This window comes from Hyphomonas oceanitis (genome assembly GCF_036964545.1).
GTDB classification, from domain to species: Bacteria; Pseudomonadota; Alphaproteobacteria; order Caulobacterales; family Hyphomonadaceae; genus Hyphomonas; species Hyphomonas oceanitis.
This window is the reverse complement of sequence record NZ_JBALTL010000003.1, coordinates 486,125-501,122: the sequence shown is the minus strand read 5'-3', so window position 1 is coordinate 501,122 and position 14,998 is coordinate 486,125. Positions and strand designations below refer to the sequence as shown.

15 protein-coding genes are annotated in these 14,998 nt (G+C 61.5%); 9 read left to right on the top strand and 6 right to left on the bottom strand.

Features of this window, described 5'->3' with window-relative positions:
• The first annotated feature begins 11 nt into the window (after window positions 1-11).
• Window positions 12-893, top strand: coding sequence for a hypothetical protein (locus V7651_RS11650; protein WP_335613292.1), 882 nt, complete (start codon window positions 12-14; stop codon window positions 891-893).
• On the opposite strand, the gene V7651_RS11645 is transcribed toward V7651_RS11650, so the two are convergent.
• Complete coding sequence (locus V7651_RS11645) at window positions 890-1,351, bottom strand: Lrp/AsnC family transcriptional regulator (protein ID WP_335613291.1); 462 nt, start codon at window positions 1,349-1,351, stop codon at window positions 890-892. The two genes, V7651_RS11650 and V7651_RS11645, sit on opposite strands and share 4 nt — an antisense overlap.
• Window positions 1,352-1,462: 111 nt before the next feature.
• On the opposite strand from V7651_RS11645, the gene V7651_RS11640 reads away from it, so the two are divergent.
• Window positions 1,463-2,533, top strand: a complete 1,071-nt coding sequence (locus V7651_RS11640; RefSeq protein ID WP_335613290.1) for a PLP-dependent cysteine synthase family protein — start codon at window positions 1,463-1,465, stop codon at window positions 2,531-2,533.
• A gap of 9 nt (window positions 2,534-2,542) precedes the next feature.
• On the opposite strand, the gene V7651_RS11635 is transcribed toward V7651_RS11640, so the two are convergent.
• Both V7651_RS11635 and V7651_RS11630 read right to left on the bottom strand, forming a co-directional pair.
• Window positions 2,543-2,881 carry a hypothetical protein gene (locus V7651_RS11635; protein WP_035538896.1) on the bottom strand — a complete coding sequence of 113 codons (339 nt, stop codon included), beginning with the start codon at window positions 2,879-2,881 and terminating at the stop codon, window positions 2,543-2,545.
• 82 nt (window positions 2,882-2,963) lie between these two features.
• Window positions 2,964-4,259, bottom strand: a complete 1,296-nt coding sequence (locus V7651_RS11630; protein ID WP_335613289.1) for a polyhydroxyalkanoate depolymerase — start codon at window positions 4,257-4,259, stop codon at window positions 2,964-2,966.
• A 192-nt stretch (window positions 4,260-4,451) separates the two neighbouring features.
• Here V7651_RS11630 and V7651_RS11625 point away from each other — a divergent pair, with 192 nt between their 5' ends.
• Window positions 4,452-4,835 carry a hypothetical protein gene (locus tag V7651_RS11625; protein ID WP_335613288.1) on the top strand — a complete coding sequence of 128 codons (384 nt, stop codon included), beginning with the start codon at window positions 4,452-4,454 and terminating at the stop codon, window positions 4,833-4,835.
• On the opposite strand, the gene V7651_RS11620 is transcribed toward V7651_RS11625, so the two are convergent.
• Both V7651_RS11620 and V7651_RS11615 read right to left on the bottom strand, forming a co-directional pair.
• Window positions 4,832-5,254 carry a hypothetical protein gene (locus V7651_RS11620; RefSeq protein ID WP_035538901.1) on the bottom strand — a complete coding sequence of 141 codons (423 nt, stop codon included), beginning with the start codon at window positions 5,252-5,254 and terminating at the stop codon, window positions 4,832-4,834. The genes V7651_RS11625 and V7651_RS11620 overlap by 4 nt on opposite strands.
• 117 nt (window positions 5,255-5,371) lie before the next feature.
• Window positions 5,372-6,502: an iron-containing alcohol dehydrogenase gene (locus V7651_RS11615; protein WP_335613287.1), complete on the bottom strand. Its 1,131-nt coding sequence runs from the start codon at window positions 6,500-6,502 to the stop codon at window positions 5,372-5,374.
• 298 nt (window positions 6,503-6,800) lie between these two features.
• On the opposite strand from V7651_RS11615, the gene V7651_RS11610 reads away from it, so the two are divergent.
• From V7651_RS11610 to V7651_RS11585, 6 genes are all read left to right on the top strand, one after another.
• Window positions 6,801-7,481, top strand: a complete 681-nt coding sequence (locus V7651_RS11610) for an OmpW/AlkL family protein (RefSeq protein ID WP_035538904.1) — start codon at window positions 6,801-6,803, stop codon at window positions 7,479-7,481.
• A 127-nt stretch (window positions 7,482-7,608) separates the two neighbouring features.
• Window positions 7,609-9,444 carry an ABC transporter ATP-binding protein gene (locus tag V7651_RS11605; protein WP_335613286.1) on the top strand — a complete coding sequence of 612 codons (1,836 nt, stop codon included), beginning with the start codon at window positions 7,609-7,611 and terminating at the stop codon, window positions 9,442-9,444.
• 108 nt (window positions 9,445-9,552) lie between these two features.
• Window positions 9,553-10,596 (top strand): sensor histidine kinase, encoded by a 1,044-nt coding sequence (locus V7651_RS11600; protein WP_335613285.1) that lies wholly within the window; start codon window positions 9,553-9,555, stop codon window positions 10,594-10,596.
• A 2-nt stretch (window positions 10,597-10,598) separates the two neighbouring features.
• Window positions 10,599-10,964 (top strand): response regulator, encoded by a 366-nt coding sequence (locus V7651_RS11595; RefSeq protein WP_335613284.1) that lies wholly within the window; start codon window positions 10,599-10,601, stop codon window positions 10,962-10,964.
• A gap of 187 nt (window positions 10,965-11,151) precedes the next feature.
• The gene (locus V7651_RS11590; protein ID WP_418887143.1) at window positions 11,152-12,354 is read left to right on the top strand and encodes a threonine ammonia-lyase; all 1,203 of its coding nucleotides are present in this window, start codon (window positions 11,152-11,154) and stop codon (window positions 12,352-12,354) included.
• A gap of 72 nt (window positions 12,355-12,426) precedes the next feature.
• Complete coding sequence (locus V7651_RS11585; protein WP_335613283.1) at window positions 12,427-13,311, top strand: FKBP-type peptidyl-prolyl cis-trans isomerase; 885 nt, start codon at window positions 12,427-12,429, stop codon at window positions 13,309-13,311.
• A gap of 14 nt (window positions 13,312-13,325) precedes the next feature.
• Here V7651_RS11585 and V7651_RS11580 read toward each other — a convergent pair whose 3' ends face one another.
• The gene (locus V7651_RS11580; RefSeq protein WP_335613282.1) at window positions 13,326-14,849 is read right to left on the bottom strand and encodes a caspase family protein; all 1,524 of its coding nucleotides are present in this window, start codon (window positions 14,847-14,849) and stop codon (window positions 13,326-13,328) included.
• Window positions 14,850-14,998: the final 149 nt, after the last annotated feature.

Genomic DNA, 14,998 nt, shown 5'->3' with positions numbered 1-14,998 from the left:
GGAGAGTCTCGATGGCCTATTCACGTTTCGCACTGAAAGCAGTCTCAGCCCTGATCGCCTCCGGCATAAGCGCCTTGATCGGATTGGCGCCATATGCCGATGCCGAACCAGCCTGCGGCCTTGCGGACGCCACCCGCTACCAGAACGCCATCGCCGCGCCGACAGAAGAAGGTAGCCCCGCCTATTTCCTGCGCACGGCAGAGGCCTTTATTGCCGCCTGCCCTGACCGGTTTGAAGTGCGCGATGCCCACCTTGTTGCCGCCCGTGCAGCGCTCGATTCCGGGCGCGCCGATGTTTCCGCCTTCCATTACGATGCAGCCCTCGCCGCCGGCGCCCAGCTTTCACCGTCTGCCCGTATGGACCAGGCCGTGGTGCTGATGGCGACCGGTGAACAGGCCCGCGGCCGGGAAGCGCGCAACCTTGCCGTCTCCGGCTGGCTTGCGTCGCTTGATGCGACCGATGCCGCCAAGCTCGCTTCCTACAAGGTCAGCGGCGGCACGATCTATTCCGTCCGCTACACCCATCCCGATCCCGGCTTGGCCGTCACAGCGCTCTGGATGGCCGTACCAACCGGCACAGGCCTTCCGTCGAGCATCCTGATCCGGAATGCGCCCCAGCGCGCCGCCTGGCGCAGCCTGCGCGAAGGCACGGACGTGGCCGAGCTCATTGTCGCCGAACGCCTTTCCTGCCGGTCAGCCGCGCTGCTGGGCGAAGTGACGGACGATATCTCCCTCGAAGACATTGATCGCGGCGCGATCAGCGAGCTTGCAGCCTATCTGGGCGATCCCGACACGCTGCTCTCGACCGACAAGGGAGAGCCGATCGCAGCTTGCTTCAGCCTCAACCGCATGATGCATGTGCCCGGCCAGAGCGACCCGTCCATGCTGCGCTAGACCGGCAACTCGGTCGTATTCTTCATGCATTCCATGGCGAACGTCGCGCTGACATCGGAAATATTCACCCGCGCGATCAGGTCCTTGTAGACGCGGTCATAGTCGTGAACGCTGCGGGCCTGCACTTTCAGCAAATAGTCGACCTCGCCCGCCATCCGGTAAAACTCGACCACTTCCGGGATCATGCGCACCGCATCGGCAAAGCGCTTCAGCCAGCCAGCCGAATGGTCATTTGTCCGGATCGCAACGAATATCGTCTGGCCAAGCCCGAGCTTTTCAGCATCCAGCAGGGCCACGCGTCGCGCAATCAGCCCGGTTTCCTCGAGGCGCTTCACACGACGCCAGCACGTATTGGTCGAAATATCCGCCCGCCCGGCAAGCGATTCGAGCGAAAGCGTGCCATCCGCCTGAAGTGCCCGCAGCAGAACACGGTCTGTATCATCAAATTTTTCTTCCATTTGGCCTATATACCGAAATATCCACCCATATTCCATCATTATAATTGTAAGACTGCGATGATATTTGATCGCATCTGTGGGACTCTCACTCACTGAAATGAGGAGATATCCATGCCACTCGCCCTTGCTACCGCGACATCCCAAAACGCAATCCGCACGGCGAACCCGGTTGATCATCCTCGCCTGCGCGCCCTGTCGAACCTGATCGGTCGCACGCCCCTCCTGTCAATCCACCTGCGCTATCGCGGTGTTGAGCGCGTCATCCACGCCAAGGCGGAACACTATAATCTCACCGGCTCGATCAAGGACCGCATGGCCTTTTCGATCCTCAGCCGCGCCATGCGCTCCGGCGCGCTGCGCCCGGGAGACCGGATCGCGGAAGCCACCAGCGGCAATGCCGGTATCGCGATCACCGCGCTTGGCCGCGCCCTCGGCCACAAGGTCGACATCTACATGCCCGACTGGATGAGCGACGAACGCAAGAGCCTGCTCCGCAGCCTTGGCGCTGACCTCCACCTCATCAGCCGCGAGGAAGGTGGCTTCATCGGCGCCATCGAAGCCACGCGCGCCCTCGCTGCAAGCCAGGACGGCGTCTTCCTGCCTTGCCAGTTCTCCAATTGCGACAATACGGGCGGCCATTGCGACACGACCGGCCCGGAACTGCTGAAACAGATGGCCCTGCTCGGCCTTGCGCCGGATGCCTTCGTCGCCGGTGTCGGCACCGGCGGCACGGTGATGGGCGTCGGCCGCGCGCTGCGCGCCAGCCTGCCCGGCGTCAAGATCCATCCGCTTGAGCCACTGGAATCGCCAACGCTCTCCACCGGCCACAAGGTCGGCAGCCACCGCATCCAGGGAATCTCGGATGATTTCATCCCGGCCATTGTCGACTTTGCGCAGCTGGATGACGTCATCGCCGTCTCCGATGGCGACGCCATCCTGATGGCGCAGGCGCTGGCCAGCGAACTCGGCCTCGGTGTCGGCATCTCGTCCGGCGCAAACCTGATCGGCGCTCTGAAGGCTGCCGAGCGGCTTGGCCCGGATGCCCGCGTGGCAACCGTGTTCTGTGACGACAACAAGAAATATCTCTCGACCGCGCTGTCACGCAGCGAGCCGGTCAAGGAAGGCTATCTCAGCCCCGAGATCGAGCTGCTTGGTTTCGAAGCGACGCCCTGCCCGGCCTGATCGCGCGGCCTAGTCTGCCTTGGCGCAGATCGCCCAGACCTTCAGCTTCCACTTCGGTGAGAAGCTGCTTTGGTTCTTGGCATTGACCATCCAGTGGCTGCCGTCATAGGCGGGCTGGCTGGTGGTTGCCTGCCCCTCCAGAATGGCGTCGGTCTTGTCGAGCGCGGCCCAGCCGCCACCCGTTACCTTTTTGTCCTTCGGACAATTGACGATGAGTTGCTTGGACACGGTCGCGTCGTAAGCGGTCACCTGCGCCACAATTTCATATCCCGCCAGCTGCGCACTAGCGGCAGGCGTAATGAGGGCTGCCGCGGCGAGGGCGAGGCTGAAGGCTTTGATCTGGGGCATTTCGATACTCCCTTAGACAAAACGGCGCCCCGTTCGGGCGCCGTTTCAGTCTAACAGGAGTTGAAGGAATTGCGTAGCCGGATCAGCTGACGGCGGCCGTCTCGCGCGCGGCGACTTCGGCTTGCACATCCATGAAGCGACGCGTGAACTGGCTGACGCGCGGCGCAATTTCCGTGCGGAACCGGTTGCCGTTGAACACGCCATAATGGCCGACGCCCGGCTGGATATAGTCCGCCTTCATATCGTCGGGGATCTTCGTGCAAAGATCATGCGCGGCCTGCGTCTGCCCAATGCCGGAAATATCGTCCTTCTCGCCCTCGACCGTCATCAACGCCACATCGCGGATCGCCTGCGGCTTCACCAGCCGCTCGCCGCGATACATGTAGATGCCGCGCGCCAGATGGTGCTCCTGGAAAACGCGCTGGATGGTCTGCAGGTAGAATTCCTCGGTCAGGTCGAGCACGGAGAGATATTCGTCATAGAATTCGCGGTGCTTGCCGGCTTCGTCTCCGTCGCCATCGACGAGATGGTTGAAGAAGTGCCATTGCGCATCGACGTGGCGGTCCCAGTTCATGTTCATGAACGAAACCAGCTGCACGAAGCCCGGATAGACCCGCCGCATGACACCCGGATAAGGGCCAGGCACGGTGTGGATCATGTTCTCTTCAAACCACGCGAACGAGCGCTCTTCAGCCAGTTCGTTCGGCACGGTCGGGCTGCGGCGCGCATCAATGGGCGAGCCCATGAACGTCATCGAAGCCGGGCGGGCCGGATCATTGTCTTCAGCCATCATGGAAATGGCGGCCAGCACAGGTGGTCCCGGCTGGCAGACGCCGAGCACATGGGCGCCCGGGCCGACATGGGTAATCATGTCACGGATATGGTCGATATAATCGTCAAGATCGAACCGGCCGAGCCAGACCGGCGCCATGCGCGCATCGGCCCAGTCGGTGATGTAGACGTCGTGATTGGGCAGGAAGGCCTCAACCGTGCCGCGCAGCAGGGTCGCATAGTGGCCCGAGAGCGGCGCGGTGATGATCATGCGGGGCAGCGGCGGTGCGCCCGGTTTGCGTACGGCAGCCAGCTGTTCCGGGTCTTTCTTGAAGTGGACCAGATTGCACCACGGCGAACGCCACGAGACGGTCGGCGTCACCTTGATCGGCGCGCTGTTCACGCGAACGGTATTAATCTGCCATTCCGGCTTTCCATAATACCGCGTCGAACTCTCGAAAACGTCGGCAAAGGCTGCGAGCGATTTGCCGTATTCCGTCTTGCCGAGTGGATTGAGCGGGGAAAGAAGCGCCGCCCGGCCAGCCTTGGCGGCCAGTCTCATCGGCGCCATCGCCACCCGGTTCATTTCGACAAGTGAGTAAAGCATAGCGTTACAAACCTTTCATGCTGCATCGCAACATAAGTACAAGTTTCTGGCGTAGCAATCAGATTCGCCAGATGCGCGTGATGATAGTTCCGCGCGAGAGAAATTTAATTTGCGTAAAATTTGCACGCGCCTGGTCACAAGAGAGTTAAGAAGCGGATGCTTTAACGGGAGCTACAGCGAGGACGAGACGCCATGTTTCTCAAGTGTGAGCCCAATCCCCATCGCGCCGGCCGCATGACACGCACCCTCGTATTCGAGCACGTGCCCGGCCAGCGCTACGCCATTGATGCTGAGCAGCTGCACAAAACGCCCGAGCTTCTGAACGCTTTTGGCCGCAACATGTATACGCGTTTCCGCGTGCTCGACGCGATCGCCTACATGATTTGCCTGCTCGGCTTCCTCGCCACGCTTGCTTTCGTCTGGTGGGCCTTCATCCCAGGCCTTGCGATCTGTGCCCTGATGCTGGCGACCAATCGCAAATCAGCTGGCGAGATTGCCCGAAAGGCCGCCACGCGCTCGGTCGACAATTTCCGGACGCTCCACGAAATGGGCTGTCTCTGGCTGGTCTACGCCTAAATCCCGATCAGGCCGAGAATACCGGCAATCACGGCAATCAGCATGAACATCAGTGACAGGCTGACCGATACGGCGCGCTGATCCTTGCGGCTTGTCCGCACGCCCTTCGGGTTCTTGCCCTCTTTCGGCGCCAGCATCAGCCGCGTCGAGAAGAAGCCGAAGGCCGCCAGCGCCGCTGTCACGGTCGCCGCCCAACTGGTTGCGATCGCGAAAAAGGCCATCGCCGCCAGCATGATCCCGGCAATCGGGACGGCGGTCGCGTGTAGCAATTCGCGCACATGCCGGTCGGCCCGGCTGCCATCGAGCTTGTCGAAGCTGCAATTGGGCGATGCGATCGCCACGACCCAGCCTGCGCCAATGGCCATGGCACTCGCTGCTACGCCCAGTCCGCCCGCATAATGCTGTATCTCTGCAATCATGCGCGCTTCATGCAGGGATTCGCGTTCATGCGGGAAGCGAATTCGCTATGGGCGCTGATTGCAGTCGTGGGCCGCCCGACCAGTGATTGTCGGACGCGCCCCTCACTTTATCAGGCCCTAAAGCGCGATTTCGTAGACCTTGGCATAATCATCCGCGCTCATCGTGCGTGGATTGCCGAAATGCGCGAGATCCTTGAGGGCATATTCCACGATGCCCGGGCCGTCCGCAGCCGTCAGGCCGATATCCGACAATGTCTTCGGAATACCGATCGCATCGTTCAGGTCCTGGATCGCATCACCGAGGTCCGCCTTTTGCTTCAGGCCCATGGCGGCGCGCAAGCGGACATATTTCTCGTCGGCAGCGCCTTCATGGAAGCGCAGGATATGCGGCAGGAAGATCGCGTTCAGCGTGCCATGGTGCAGCTTCTTCTCATGCAGGCGGCCCGCCGCATGGCTGAGCGCATGCACGCCGCCAAGGCCCTTCACGAAGGCCAGCGCGCCCTCATAACTCGCCATCATCATGTGCCAGCGCGCTTCCGGGTCGCCGCCATCCTTGACGGCCTTCTCAAGCCAGCCACCGCCGAGCGCCCGCACGACGCCGTCATAGCCAATGCCTTCAGCCGGCGGGTTCACGGTTGGCGTCAGCACAGCCTCGATACAGTGCGTCACCGCGTCCATGCCGGTCGCAGCTGTCATATAGGCCGGCAGGCCGAGCGTCAGGTCCGGGTCGCAGATCGCCGTCGACGGAATGAGGTTCGGGGATGCAAACGTCTCCTTGCGGCCATTCTCCATCGTCGTGATCATGCCGATCGAGACTTCCGAGCCCGTGCCCGCCGTGGTCGGAATGGCAATCAGCGGCGGAATCTTGCCGATCTTCTTGGCCCCGCCAATAATGGCCGCATAATTCTCGAGCGGCTCCGGGTGCGAAGCCATCAGGCCGATCGCCTTGGCATGGTCCATCGAGGAGCCACCGCCCACGGCAATGATGCCATCCGCGCCGCTATCCTTGTAGGCCTGCGTCGCGATCTTGGCCTGCGTTTCGGTCGGGTTGGCGACCGTCTCGGCAAAGATGCCCGCAGGCGCAGTGCCCAGAGCGGCCACGACCTTGTCCAGGATGCCCGCCGCCTTGATGCCCGGATCGGTCACGATGAAGGCCCGTGTGATGCCAAGCTTCTTCGCGGTGACTTCCAGCTGCTTCAGCGCACCGGAATCAAAGATGCAGGGCGTAAGGAAATTGATGACGGGCATGAAAACTATCCTGTGAGGGCCGGGATCGGCATGAGTATGCCAGCATGTTCCCCGCTCGCGCGCACAAGTTCAAGCCTGCCGCAACGGGAAATGCCCCGCCATCACGCCGCACCCCATCCATCAACGCGGCGCAATCCGTCTTGGTCCCACGCCCCGGCGGGCCCCGCAATCGGGACTTCTACCTATCCGGGCGCTCATGTCGCGCGGCGCGCGACCGCGCGTCAAAACGGACAATTACCAAAGTAAAAACAAAGGCCTACCTCCCGCTCATCGCAGTCACTTTTCGGGGTATAGACCAATGAAACATCTCCTTCTCGCCGCCCTCATGGCCAGCGCCGCCTGGGCCGGAACCAGCCCGGCCGCAGAGGCCCAGGACAATCCCTGGATGCTGCGCGCCCGCGTCATCGGCGTCCTTCCGGACGAAAGCGGCACACTCAAGGTCGGCGCGGCCACCCTGCCCGGCGATGTCGATATCGGCGACCAGTACGTGCCGGAATTCGACATCACCTACTTCTTCACGAAGCATCTCGCCGCCGAACTGATCCTTGGCGTCACGCCGCATGATGTGAAAGCCGTCAACGTCACCGTTCCCGGCGCGCTCACCAATGCCACGATCGATCTTGGCGACGTCTGGCTCCTGCCGCCCACGCTGACCGCTCAGTACCATTTCACTGAAATGGGCCGCTTCAAGCCCTATGTCGGCGCCGGCGTGAACGCGACCTTCTTCTTCGACGAGGATAAAGGCAAAGTGGCCGACGGCATCAGCTATGATTCCAGCTTCGGCCCCGCCCTGCAGGCCGGGTTCGACTATGATCTCGACGGCGAGCCAGGTGGCTGGGCCTTCAATGCGGACATCAAGAAGATCTGGATCAACACCGACGTCACCGTCGATTTCACGACAGCGCTGGGCGCCAAGGTGAAGGCCGATGTCGATATCGATCCGCTCGTTATCGGCGTCGGGCTTGGCTACAAGTTCTAGCGCCGGACGGACCGCTGTTCCTCCCGGAAGCAGCGACCGTCATACTGAACCGCGCCTCGCAAGGGCGCGGTTTTTTTGTGCATTGAAATCATTGCACATGTCCTCACCCGATGTAGAGATTGCGGGCATGAGCATACTTTCCGTGAATGACCTTGTGGTCGATTTCGACACGCCCGACGGCCTTGTGCACGCGGTGCGCGGTATCAGCTTTGACGTCGCTGAGGGCGAATGCCTCGGCATTGTCGGCGAAAGCGGGTCCGGCAAGAGTCAGACAGCGCTTGCCGCGCTCGGTCTTCTGGCCGGAAACGGCACGGCGACCGGCCATATCGATTTCAACGGCACCAATATGCTGGACGCCCCGATTGAGGCCCTGCGCAAGATCCGCGGCGCACAGATGTCCATGATCTTCCAGGATCCGCTGACCAGCCTGACCCCCCACATGACCGTCGGCGCGCAGATGCGCGAAGTCCTGTCCCTGCATAAGGGCATCAAGGGCGAGGAAGCCGACAAGCGCTGCGTCGAATGGCTGGAGAATGTCCGCATTCCGGAAGCTGCCCGCCGCATGGACCAGTTCCCGCACGAGCTTTCCGGCGGCATGCGCCAGCGCGTCATGATCGCCATCGCCATGCTCTGCAATCCACGCCTGCTGCTGGCCGACGAGCCAACAACGGCGCTCGATGTGACCGTTCAGGCCCAGGTCCTGGACCTGATGAATGACCTCAAGCGCGATACGGGCACCGGCATCGCCCTCATCACGCATGACATGGGCGTCGTCGCCCGCATGTGCGATCGCGTGATCGTCATGCGCCATGGCGAGATCGTCGAGCGCGGCACGGTCGACGAGATTTTCTACAATCCCCAGCACGCCTATACCAAGATGCTCCTCGAAGCCGTGCCCCGGATCGACCAGCCGGATCGGCGCGGCCGCCCCACGCTCGGCCCTGCGCCGGACGCATCAATCAAACCCGTTCTCGAAGTCGATGACATGAAGATTCACTTCCCCATCCGGGTGAAGGGCGGTCTTTTTGGCAAGACAAAGCCGCTCAAGGCAGTCAACGGCGTCTCGTTCGATTTGCGCCCTGGCGAAACGCTGGGCGTCGTCGGGGAATCCGGCTGCGGCAAGTCCACGCTCGCGCGCGGCGTCCTGCGTCTGATCCCGCCGACCGACGGCAAGGTCGCCTGGCTCGGCAAGGACATTACCAAAGCCGGCAAATCCGAAATGGACGGCCTGCGCGATGACCTGCAGATCGTTTTCCAGGATCCGCTCGCCAGCCTCGACCCGCGCATGACCATCGGCGCGTCGATTGCCGAACCCCTTCAGGTGCATGAACCGCGCCTCACCCGCGCCGAACGAGACGCGCGCGTCCAGGCCATCATGCCCCGCGTCGGCCTCGACCCAGCCCTTATCAACCGCTACCCGCACGAACTATCCGGCGGCCAGAACCAGCGCGTCGGCATTGCCCGCGCGATGATCCTGAAGCCAAAACTCGTTATCTGCGACGAGGCCGTCTCGGCGCTCGATGTGTCCGTACAGGCACAGGTTGTCGACCTGCTGATTGAACTCCAGAAGGAATTCGGCCTCGCGATGATCTTCATCAGCCATGACCTCTCGGTCGTGCGCGAGATCAGCCACCGCGTCATGGTGCTCTATCTCGGTCGGGTTGTGGAACTGGCCGGCCGGACCGCCATCTATGAGGATGCCCGCCATCCGTACACGAAGGCGCTGATCGCCGCCGTCCCGGCCGCTGACCCGAAACTCGAACGCACCCGCGAGCGCATCAAGCTGACCGGAGACCTGCCGAGCCCGCTGGATAGCCGGGCCCCGCTTCGCTTCCTGAAGTCAAAGCGCGTGGACGATCCCGATGCCGAACAATACCAGCCGCAACTGGTCGAAATCGCGCCAGGACATATGGTGGCCGAGCATGACGCGGTCCTGGGCAGCGAAGGGCTGCATATAAGCTGATTATCAGCATGCAGAGCCCGGGAATCATAACATTGGTTATTCCAGATTCTTTTAAAATGGTTAGAGTGCCGTCCGCTCGCCCCGTCCGGGGCTTCAACAGGCCAATCAATGTACAAGATCAGACCGAAGCCGCCGACCGAAACCAATCGCATTGACCGGCCCGTTCCAGGCTCGTTCGACTTCCAGCAAGCCTTCGAGCTGTCGCCGAGCCCTCTGATGATCCTGAACAGGGATCTCGACTATGTTTACGCGAACGCCGCCTATCTGGCGACCACAGGCTGTACCCTGTCGGAGATACAGGGGCGCAATGTGTTTGAGGCCTTTCCTGAAACGGAAGCCCGCACAGCCCTCTTCAGGGCGGCATTCGAACAGGCCTTTGCTGGCAGCGAAAACGTCTTGATGACCGAACCCTACGCCATCCCGGTTGATGGCGGCGGCATGCGCGAAATTGTCTGGATCTGTACGCAAATACCCCTGCGCAATGCTGCCGGAGAGGTCGAATACGTGATGCAGAACGCGGTCGACATCACCGAGAAGCACCAAAGAGAGCAGGAAAACCGTGTCCTGATGCGTGAACTGGACCACCGGGTAAAGAACTCGCTCGCCACAATGCAGGCAGTCACCCGCATGTCCCTCGTCGATTCCAAGTCGATGCAGGAGGCACGTGACGACCTTCTGGCGCGCATGCATGCCATGTCCGAAGTCCAGAACCTGCTGGTGGAACGCAACTGGGCCGGCTCAAACATCGAAGCCGTACTTTCAAATGCCCTGATACCTTTTGGCTATGAACCAGACGGGGCCTCCCGCATCACGCTGGACGGCCCACATGCCCGCGTCACCGCCAAACAGGCGCAGGCCCTTTCCATGGCGCTGCATGAGCTGGCCACCAATGCCGCCAAGTATGGCGCGCTCTCCAATGATGAAGGAACCGTCCATGTCGGCTGGACGTTTAACAACACGAACGGCTCACATTTCGATCTGACCTGGCGGGAGTCCGGCGGGCCGGCTGTGACAAAGCCAACCCGCAGGGGTTTCGGGACGACGATGTTGACCCGGATCCTCGCACAGGAAATTAACGGCGACCTATCACTGGATTACAAGCCCGACGGCCTTGTTTGTAAAATGGAAGGGTGGCTTGACAACGGAAAGTGACAATGATCGCCACCCGAATATTCATTGTCGAGGACGAAACCATTCTCCTCTGTGATCTCGAAGACATCGTTATCCATCTCGGATATGGCCTTGCTGGCAGCGCCACCAGCCTCGACGAGGCGATGGACAAGCTGAAAGACGGACAGAAGCCGGATATCGCCCTGCTTGATCTCAACCTGAACGGCACACCCAGCGACCCGATCGCCGACTATCTGATCGCCGCCGACGTACCCATCCTGTTCGTCTCCGGCTATGGCCGCCGGGGCCTCGCCGAACGCTTCAGCGCCTGCCATGTCCTGCAGAAGCCCTATGACGAGACCAAGCTGGCAAATGCCCTTGAGCGGCTAATCGCCGGCGAAGCCCCCTGAAACCCCGCTGAATGGACTCAAAACGGTCCCTCAAGTCCCCTGATTGTCCCCGGACTGGTCCGGGAATGGTCCGGGAATACCCACAGAACGACCTGCATTTCCCCGCCTTGCCCTTATGGGGTTGGGAGAATAGGGTGCGCCGACTTCAACCGGGACCCCTGAAATGCCTGATACACTGACCTCCACCCTGCCCGTGACCCTGTCTGATATCGAAGCCGCCGCGCGCGTCCTCGAAGGCCAGATAGTGCATACGCCAATGCACTATTCGCGGACGCTGTCGGCCATTACCGGGGCCGAAGTCTGGGTGAAGTTCGAGAACCTCCAGTTCACCGCCGCCTTCAAGGAGCGCGGCGCCCTGAACCGTCTCACCCACCTGTCAGATGCCCAGCGCAAGGCAGGCGTCATCGCCGCTTCCGCCGGCAACCATTCCCAGGGCGTGGCCTATCATTCCCGGCGCCTCGGCATTCCGGCAACGATCGTGATGCCGCGCACCACGCCCTTCAGCAAGGTCGAGCAGACCCGCAGCCACGGCGCGGAGATCGTTCTCCACGGCCTGAACTTCGATGAAGCCAAGGCCGAAGCCTATAATATCTGCCAGCGCAGGGGCCTGACCTTTATCCACCCCTTTGATGACCCTCACGTCATGGCTGGGCAGGGCACTGTCGCGCTGGAAATGCTGGCCGAGGTTCCCGAACTCGAGACACTGATCGTCCCGATCGGCGGTGGCGGACTGATCTCCGGCATGGCCATCGCTGCCAAAGGCATCAACCCTAACATCAGCATCATCGGTGTGCAGGCCTCCATGTATCCGGCCATGCTCTGCGAAATCGAAGGCCGGGACGTCCATGTCGGCGGCGCCACGATTGCCGAAGGCATTGCTGTACGCGATGTCGGCCGCCTGCCGCTGCAGGTCGTGCGCGACCTCGTCGACGAGATCCTCCTTGTCGAGGAAGAGCACCTTGAGCAGGCCATCACGCTCTATGTGAACGTCGAAAAGACGGTCGCGGAAGGCGCTGGCGCTGCAGGCCTCGCGGCTCTCCTCGCCCACCCCGGCAAGTTCAAGGGCAAGAAGGTCGGCCTTGTCCTTTGCGGCGGCAATATCGACACGCGCCTCCTGGCATCCGTGCTCACCCGCGCCCTCGTGCGCGAGAAACGCCTCGCCTCCATCCGCATCATAGGCGACGACCGGCCGGGCCTGCTCGCACTGGTCTCCAAGATCATCGGCGACAATGGCGCAAATATCATGGAAGTCGCTCACAACCGCCTCGCGCTGGACGTGCCCGCCAAGGGCGCCGAGTTCGATATTCTCATCGAAACCCGCGACAGCCAGCATACGCAGGACGTAATCGACGCCCTCACAGCCGAGGGTTACCCGCCGCGTCCCCTGTAGCGTTAAGGTGACTTGGGCCGAAAAGCCCCCTAGACCCGCGCCGAAACTGAACCAGACGGAGCCTGACCCGAGATGATCCGCACATTCGCTGCAGCCTGCGCTGCCCTCTTCATGATCGCTGCCTGCAGCCAGTCCAAGGAAATCACCGACGTGAACGCGCCATTCGAGAAATACCTGCCATGGGATGCCAACGGAAAGGACGTGAAGTCCGCCGAAGGTGGCCTGCAATATATCGTGCTGAACGAAGGCCCGAAGGACGGCAAGTCGCCCGTGCCGACCGACATGGTGCGCGTCAATTATGACGGCCGCACAGCGGCAGGTGAAAAATTCGACAGCTCCTTTGACCGCGGCCAGCCAGCCTCCTTCAAGCTGAACCAGGTCATTCCGGGCTGGACCCAGGGCCTGCAGCTGATGAGCGAAGGCGATGACTACCTCTTCTTCATCCCGAACAAGCTTGCCTATGGCAACACGGCGCGCGGCAATGTCATCAAGGCCGGCGACGACCTTGTCTTCCGCGTCAACCTTCTTGAAGTGATGGAGCCCAAAACGGCCGATACCGCCGCCTGGAAGAAATACATGCCATGGGATTCCAGCCTGCCCGAAGTCAAGAAAACCAAGTCAGGCCTTGAATATATCGTACTCGCCAGCGGCGATCCGTCAGGCCCATCGCCGGAAAACGGCGAAATGGTTGCCGTTTATTATGACGGCCGCCTCGCCGAAAACGGCGAACAGTTCGACAGCTCGTATGAGCGCGGCGCACCGGAAGTCTTCCCGTCCAACCAGCTCATCCCGGGCTGGGTTGAGGCGCTTGCGATGATGAAGCCTGGCGACCGCTGGATGGTCTACATCCCGGCTGACCTCGGCTACGGCGCTGCCGGCACGCCCGGTGGCCCGATCCCGCCAAACGCAGCCCTGCAGTTCGAAGTCGAACTCATGGACGTAATGAAACGCGGCTAAGGCCGCAGGCCCGCTTAGGCAGGCTCGATATCGGCATTCGCCCGGAAAAAGACCGGCAGCGCCGATGGCGTTCCAAACCAGACGGCCTGGCCCGCGCCAGGCCGTTTTTCCATGTCCGCCGACACACGCGCCATGACGGTGTCGATACTGACCCGGTCAGCGGAACGGATCTCTTTGGCAAATGCATCTGCAAACTGCGATCCGCTGGCGCCCGGACCATAGACAACGGCGACTTTCTTTTCGCCAAGATATCGCTTGAAGGCCGACATGCTATCCGCATCCTTCCCCGGCAGGACAAATGGTTCACAGTCGAACACAACAACCAGCCCCTGCGCCGCACTCCCCTCAAGCTGTGACACCAGATCGCCAAACGGGATCGACCCATAGCGCACATCCGCCTCGGTTTCCGGCAACCAGCCGTCGGGAATGAGATACGCCTCCCCATCAACCATGGTCGCATAGCCGGAAATATAGAGAACACCGACACTGGCCGGCCCCGCCTTGTCCAGGCTCGCACTGAAATCCTTCAATGCGATGCTGACATCTGACAGGCCCGCATTCCGGACCTGGCTTGTCTTGTAGCCGCTCGCGTCCAATGCGCGCGCTATCGTGCGGCCATCCGCGTCCGCGCCGGGCCGCCCATGGCCCTTCATGCCCGAATACGCATTGGACACGACCAGCGCATGGCGCAGATTCGGATGCCATTTCCACGCAAGTTCGGGATCATAGACCTGATCTTCAGAGCCGATACTGATGTCAATCGAGCGCCTTTGCAGCCGGCTCAGGTTCATCGGCTCCTGAACCTGAAATGTCCTGTCGAGTACATCGACGCGAACCTGTTCAAACATGTCCCGCACTGTAACAGGCGGCGCCGTAAGGCGCGTTGCAAGCGATATCGCATAGGGCCCATTCTTCTCATCGGCAAAGCCATCACTGGCCGTTTCGCCTTCCCAGGTTGCAAATGACAGGAACATGTTGCGCTCCCCCGCTCCCCCGGCAGAGCGGCGCAGGCCGCGGAAGGATTCCCCTCCCCCCAAGGCCCGCTGCGCGGCGGGCAACCGCAATACATTCCGGCACGCATCAATCGCCACAACACTCGGCGCATCAAGTCTGGAGAGCCGGTCCATCACCGATTCCAGCGAAATGGAATCGTCCCACAGCGCATCATCAAGCTGCGCTGCCTCCTGCACAGGGATCAGGAAATTCCCCCTGTCTTCATGCGCTGCGCCATGTCCGGCATAGTAGAGGAACCCGAGCGCATCCGGGCCAGCCTCCTCCATCAGGTTCACATATTCCCGAAGGCTGCTCAGCATGGTCGAGCGATCGGCGTCACGGACCACATCGCCGGTTACCAGTTCGAAACGGCAATTGCGGATCGCGTCAGCCACAAGTAGAGCATCGCTCACGGAATTTTCCAGCGGCCCAATCCCGTCAGAATAGGCCGCATTGCCGATGATGAGGGCATAATGGGGCGCCTTGGGCTTTTCCTGCGCACGCCCAGGCCAGGTAATCGCGGCAGCCCCTCCCAGAATCAGCATTTGACGACGCGAAATCATTTACACCTACCGTAGCAGTCCGCGTCAAACATTGCCCGACCCTGACCCGCATCGTCAACGGGCGCTCATTGGGGCTTGCCTCTATCCGGCAGGGCTGACAGGGAGAAACCGGATTAAATCAACGGAGCGTT

What these genes read in the sequence shown, in the direction of transcription:
- V7651_RS11650 (WP_335613292.1), top strand. Translation starts at nt 12, where the DNA reads ATGGCCTATTCACGTTTCGCACTGAAAGCAGTCTCAGCCCTGATCGCC.
- V7651_RS11645 (WP_335613291.1), bottom strand. Translation starts at nt 1,351, where the DNA reads ATGGAAGAAAAATTTGATGATACAGACCGTGTTCTGCTGCGGGCACTT.
- V7651_RS11640 (WP_335613290.1), top strand. Translation starts at nt 1,463, where the DNA reads ATGCCACTCGCCCTTGCTACCGCGACATCCCAAAACGCAATCCGCACG.
- V7651_RS11635 (WP_035538896.1), bottom strand. Translation starts at nt 2,881, where the DNA reads ATGCCCCAGATCAAAGCCTTCAGCCTCGCCCTCGCCGCGGCAGCCCTC.
- V7651_RS11630 (WP_335613289.1), bottom strand. Translation starts at nt 4,259, where the DNA reads ATGCTTTACTCACTTGTCGAAATGAACCGGGTGGCGATGGCGCCGATG.
- V7651_RS11625 (WP_335613288.1), top strand. Translation starts at nt 4,452, where the DNA reads ATGTTTCTCAAGTGTGAGCCCAATCCCCATCGCGCCGGCCGCATGACA.
- V7651_RS11620 (WP_035538901.1), bottom strand. Translation starts at nt 5,254, where the DNA reads ATGATTGCAGAGATACAGCATTATGCGGGCGGACTGGGCGTAGCAGCG.
- V7651_RS11615 (WP_335613287.1), bottom strand. Translation starts at nt 6,502, where the DNA reads ATGCCCGTCATCAATTTCCTTACGCCCTGCATCTTTGATTCCGGTGCG.
- V7651_RS11610 (WP_035538904.1), top strand. Translation starts at nt 6,801, where the DNA reads ATGAAACATCTCCTTCTCGCCGCCCTCATGGCCAGCGCCGCCTGGGCC.
- V7651_RS11605 (WP_335613286.1), top strand. Translation starts at nt 7,609, where the DNA reads ATGAGCATACTTTCCGTGAATGACCTTGTGGTCGATTTCGACACGCCC.
- V7651_RS11600 (WP_335613285.1), top strand. Translation starts at nt 9,553, where the DNA reads ATGTACAAGATCAGACCGAAGCCGCCGACCGAAACCAATCGCATTGAC.
- V7651_RS11595 (WP_335613284.1), top strand. Translation starts at nt 10,599, where the DNA reads ATGATCGCCACCCGAATATTCATTGTCGAGGACGAAACCATTCTCCTC.
- V7651_RS11585 (WP_335613283.1), top strand. Translation starts at nt 12,427, where the DNA reads ATGATCCGCACATTCGCTGCAGCCTGCGCTGCCCTCTTCATGATCGCT.
- V7651_RS11580 (WP_335613282.1), bottom strand. Translation starts at nt 14,849, where the DNA reads ATGCTGATTCTGGGAGGGGCTGCCGCGATTACCTGGCCTGGGCGTGCG.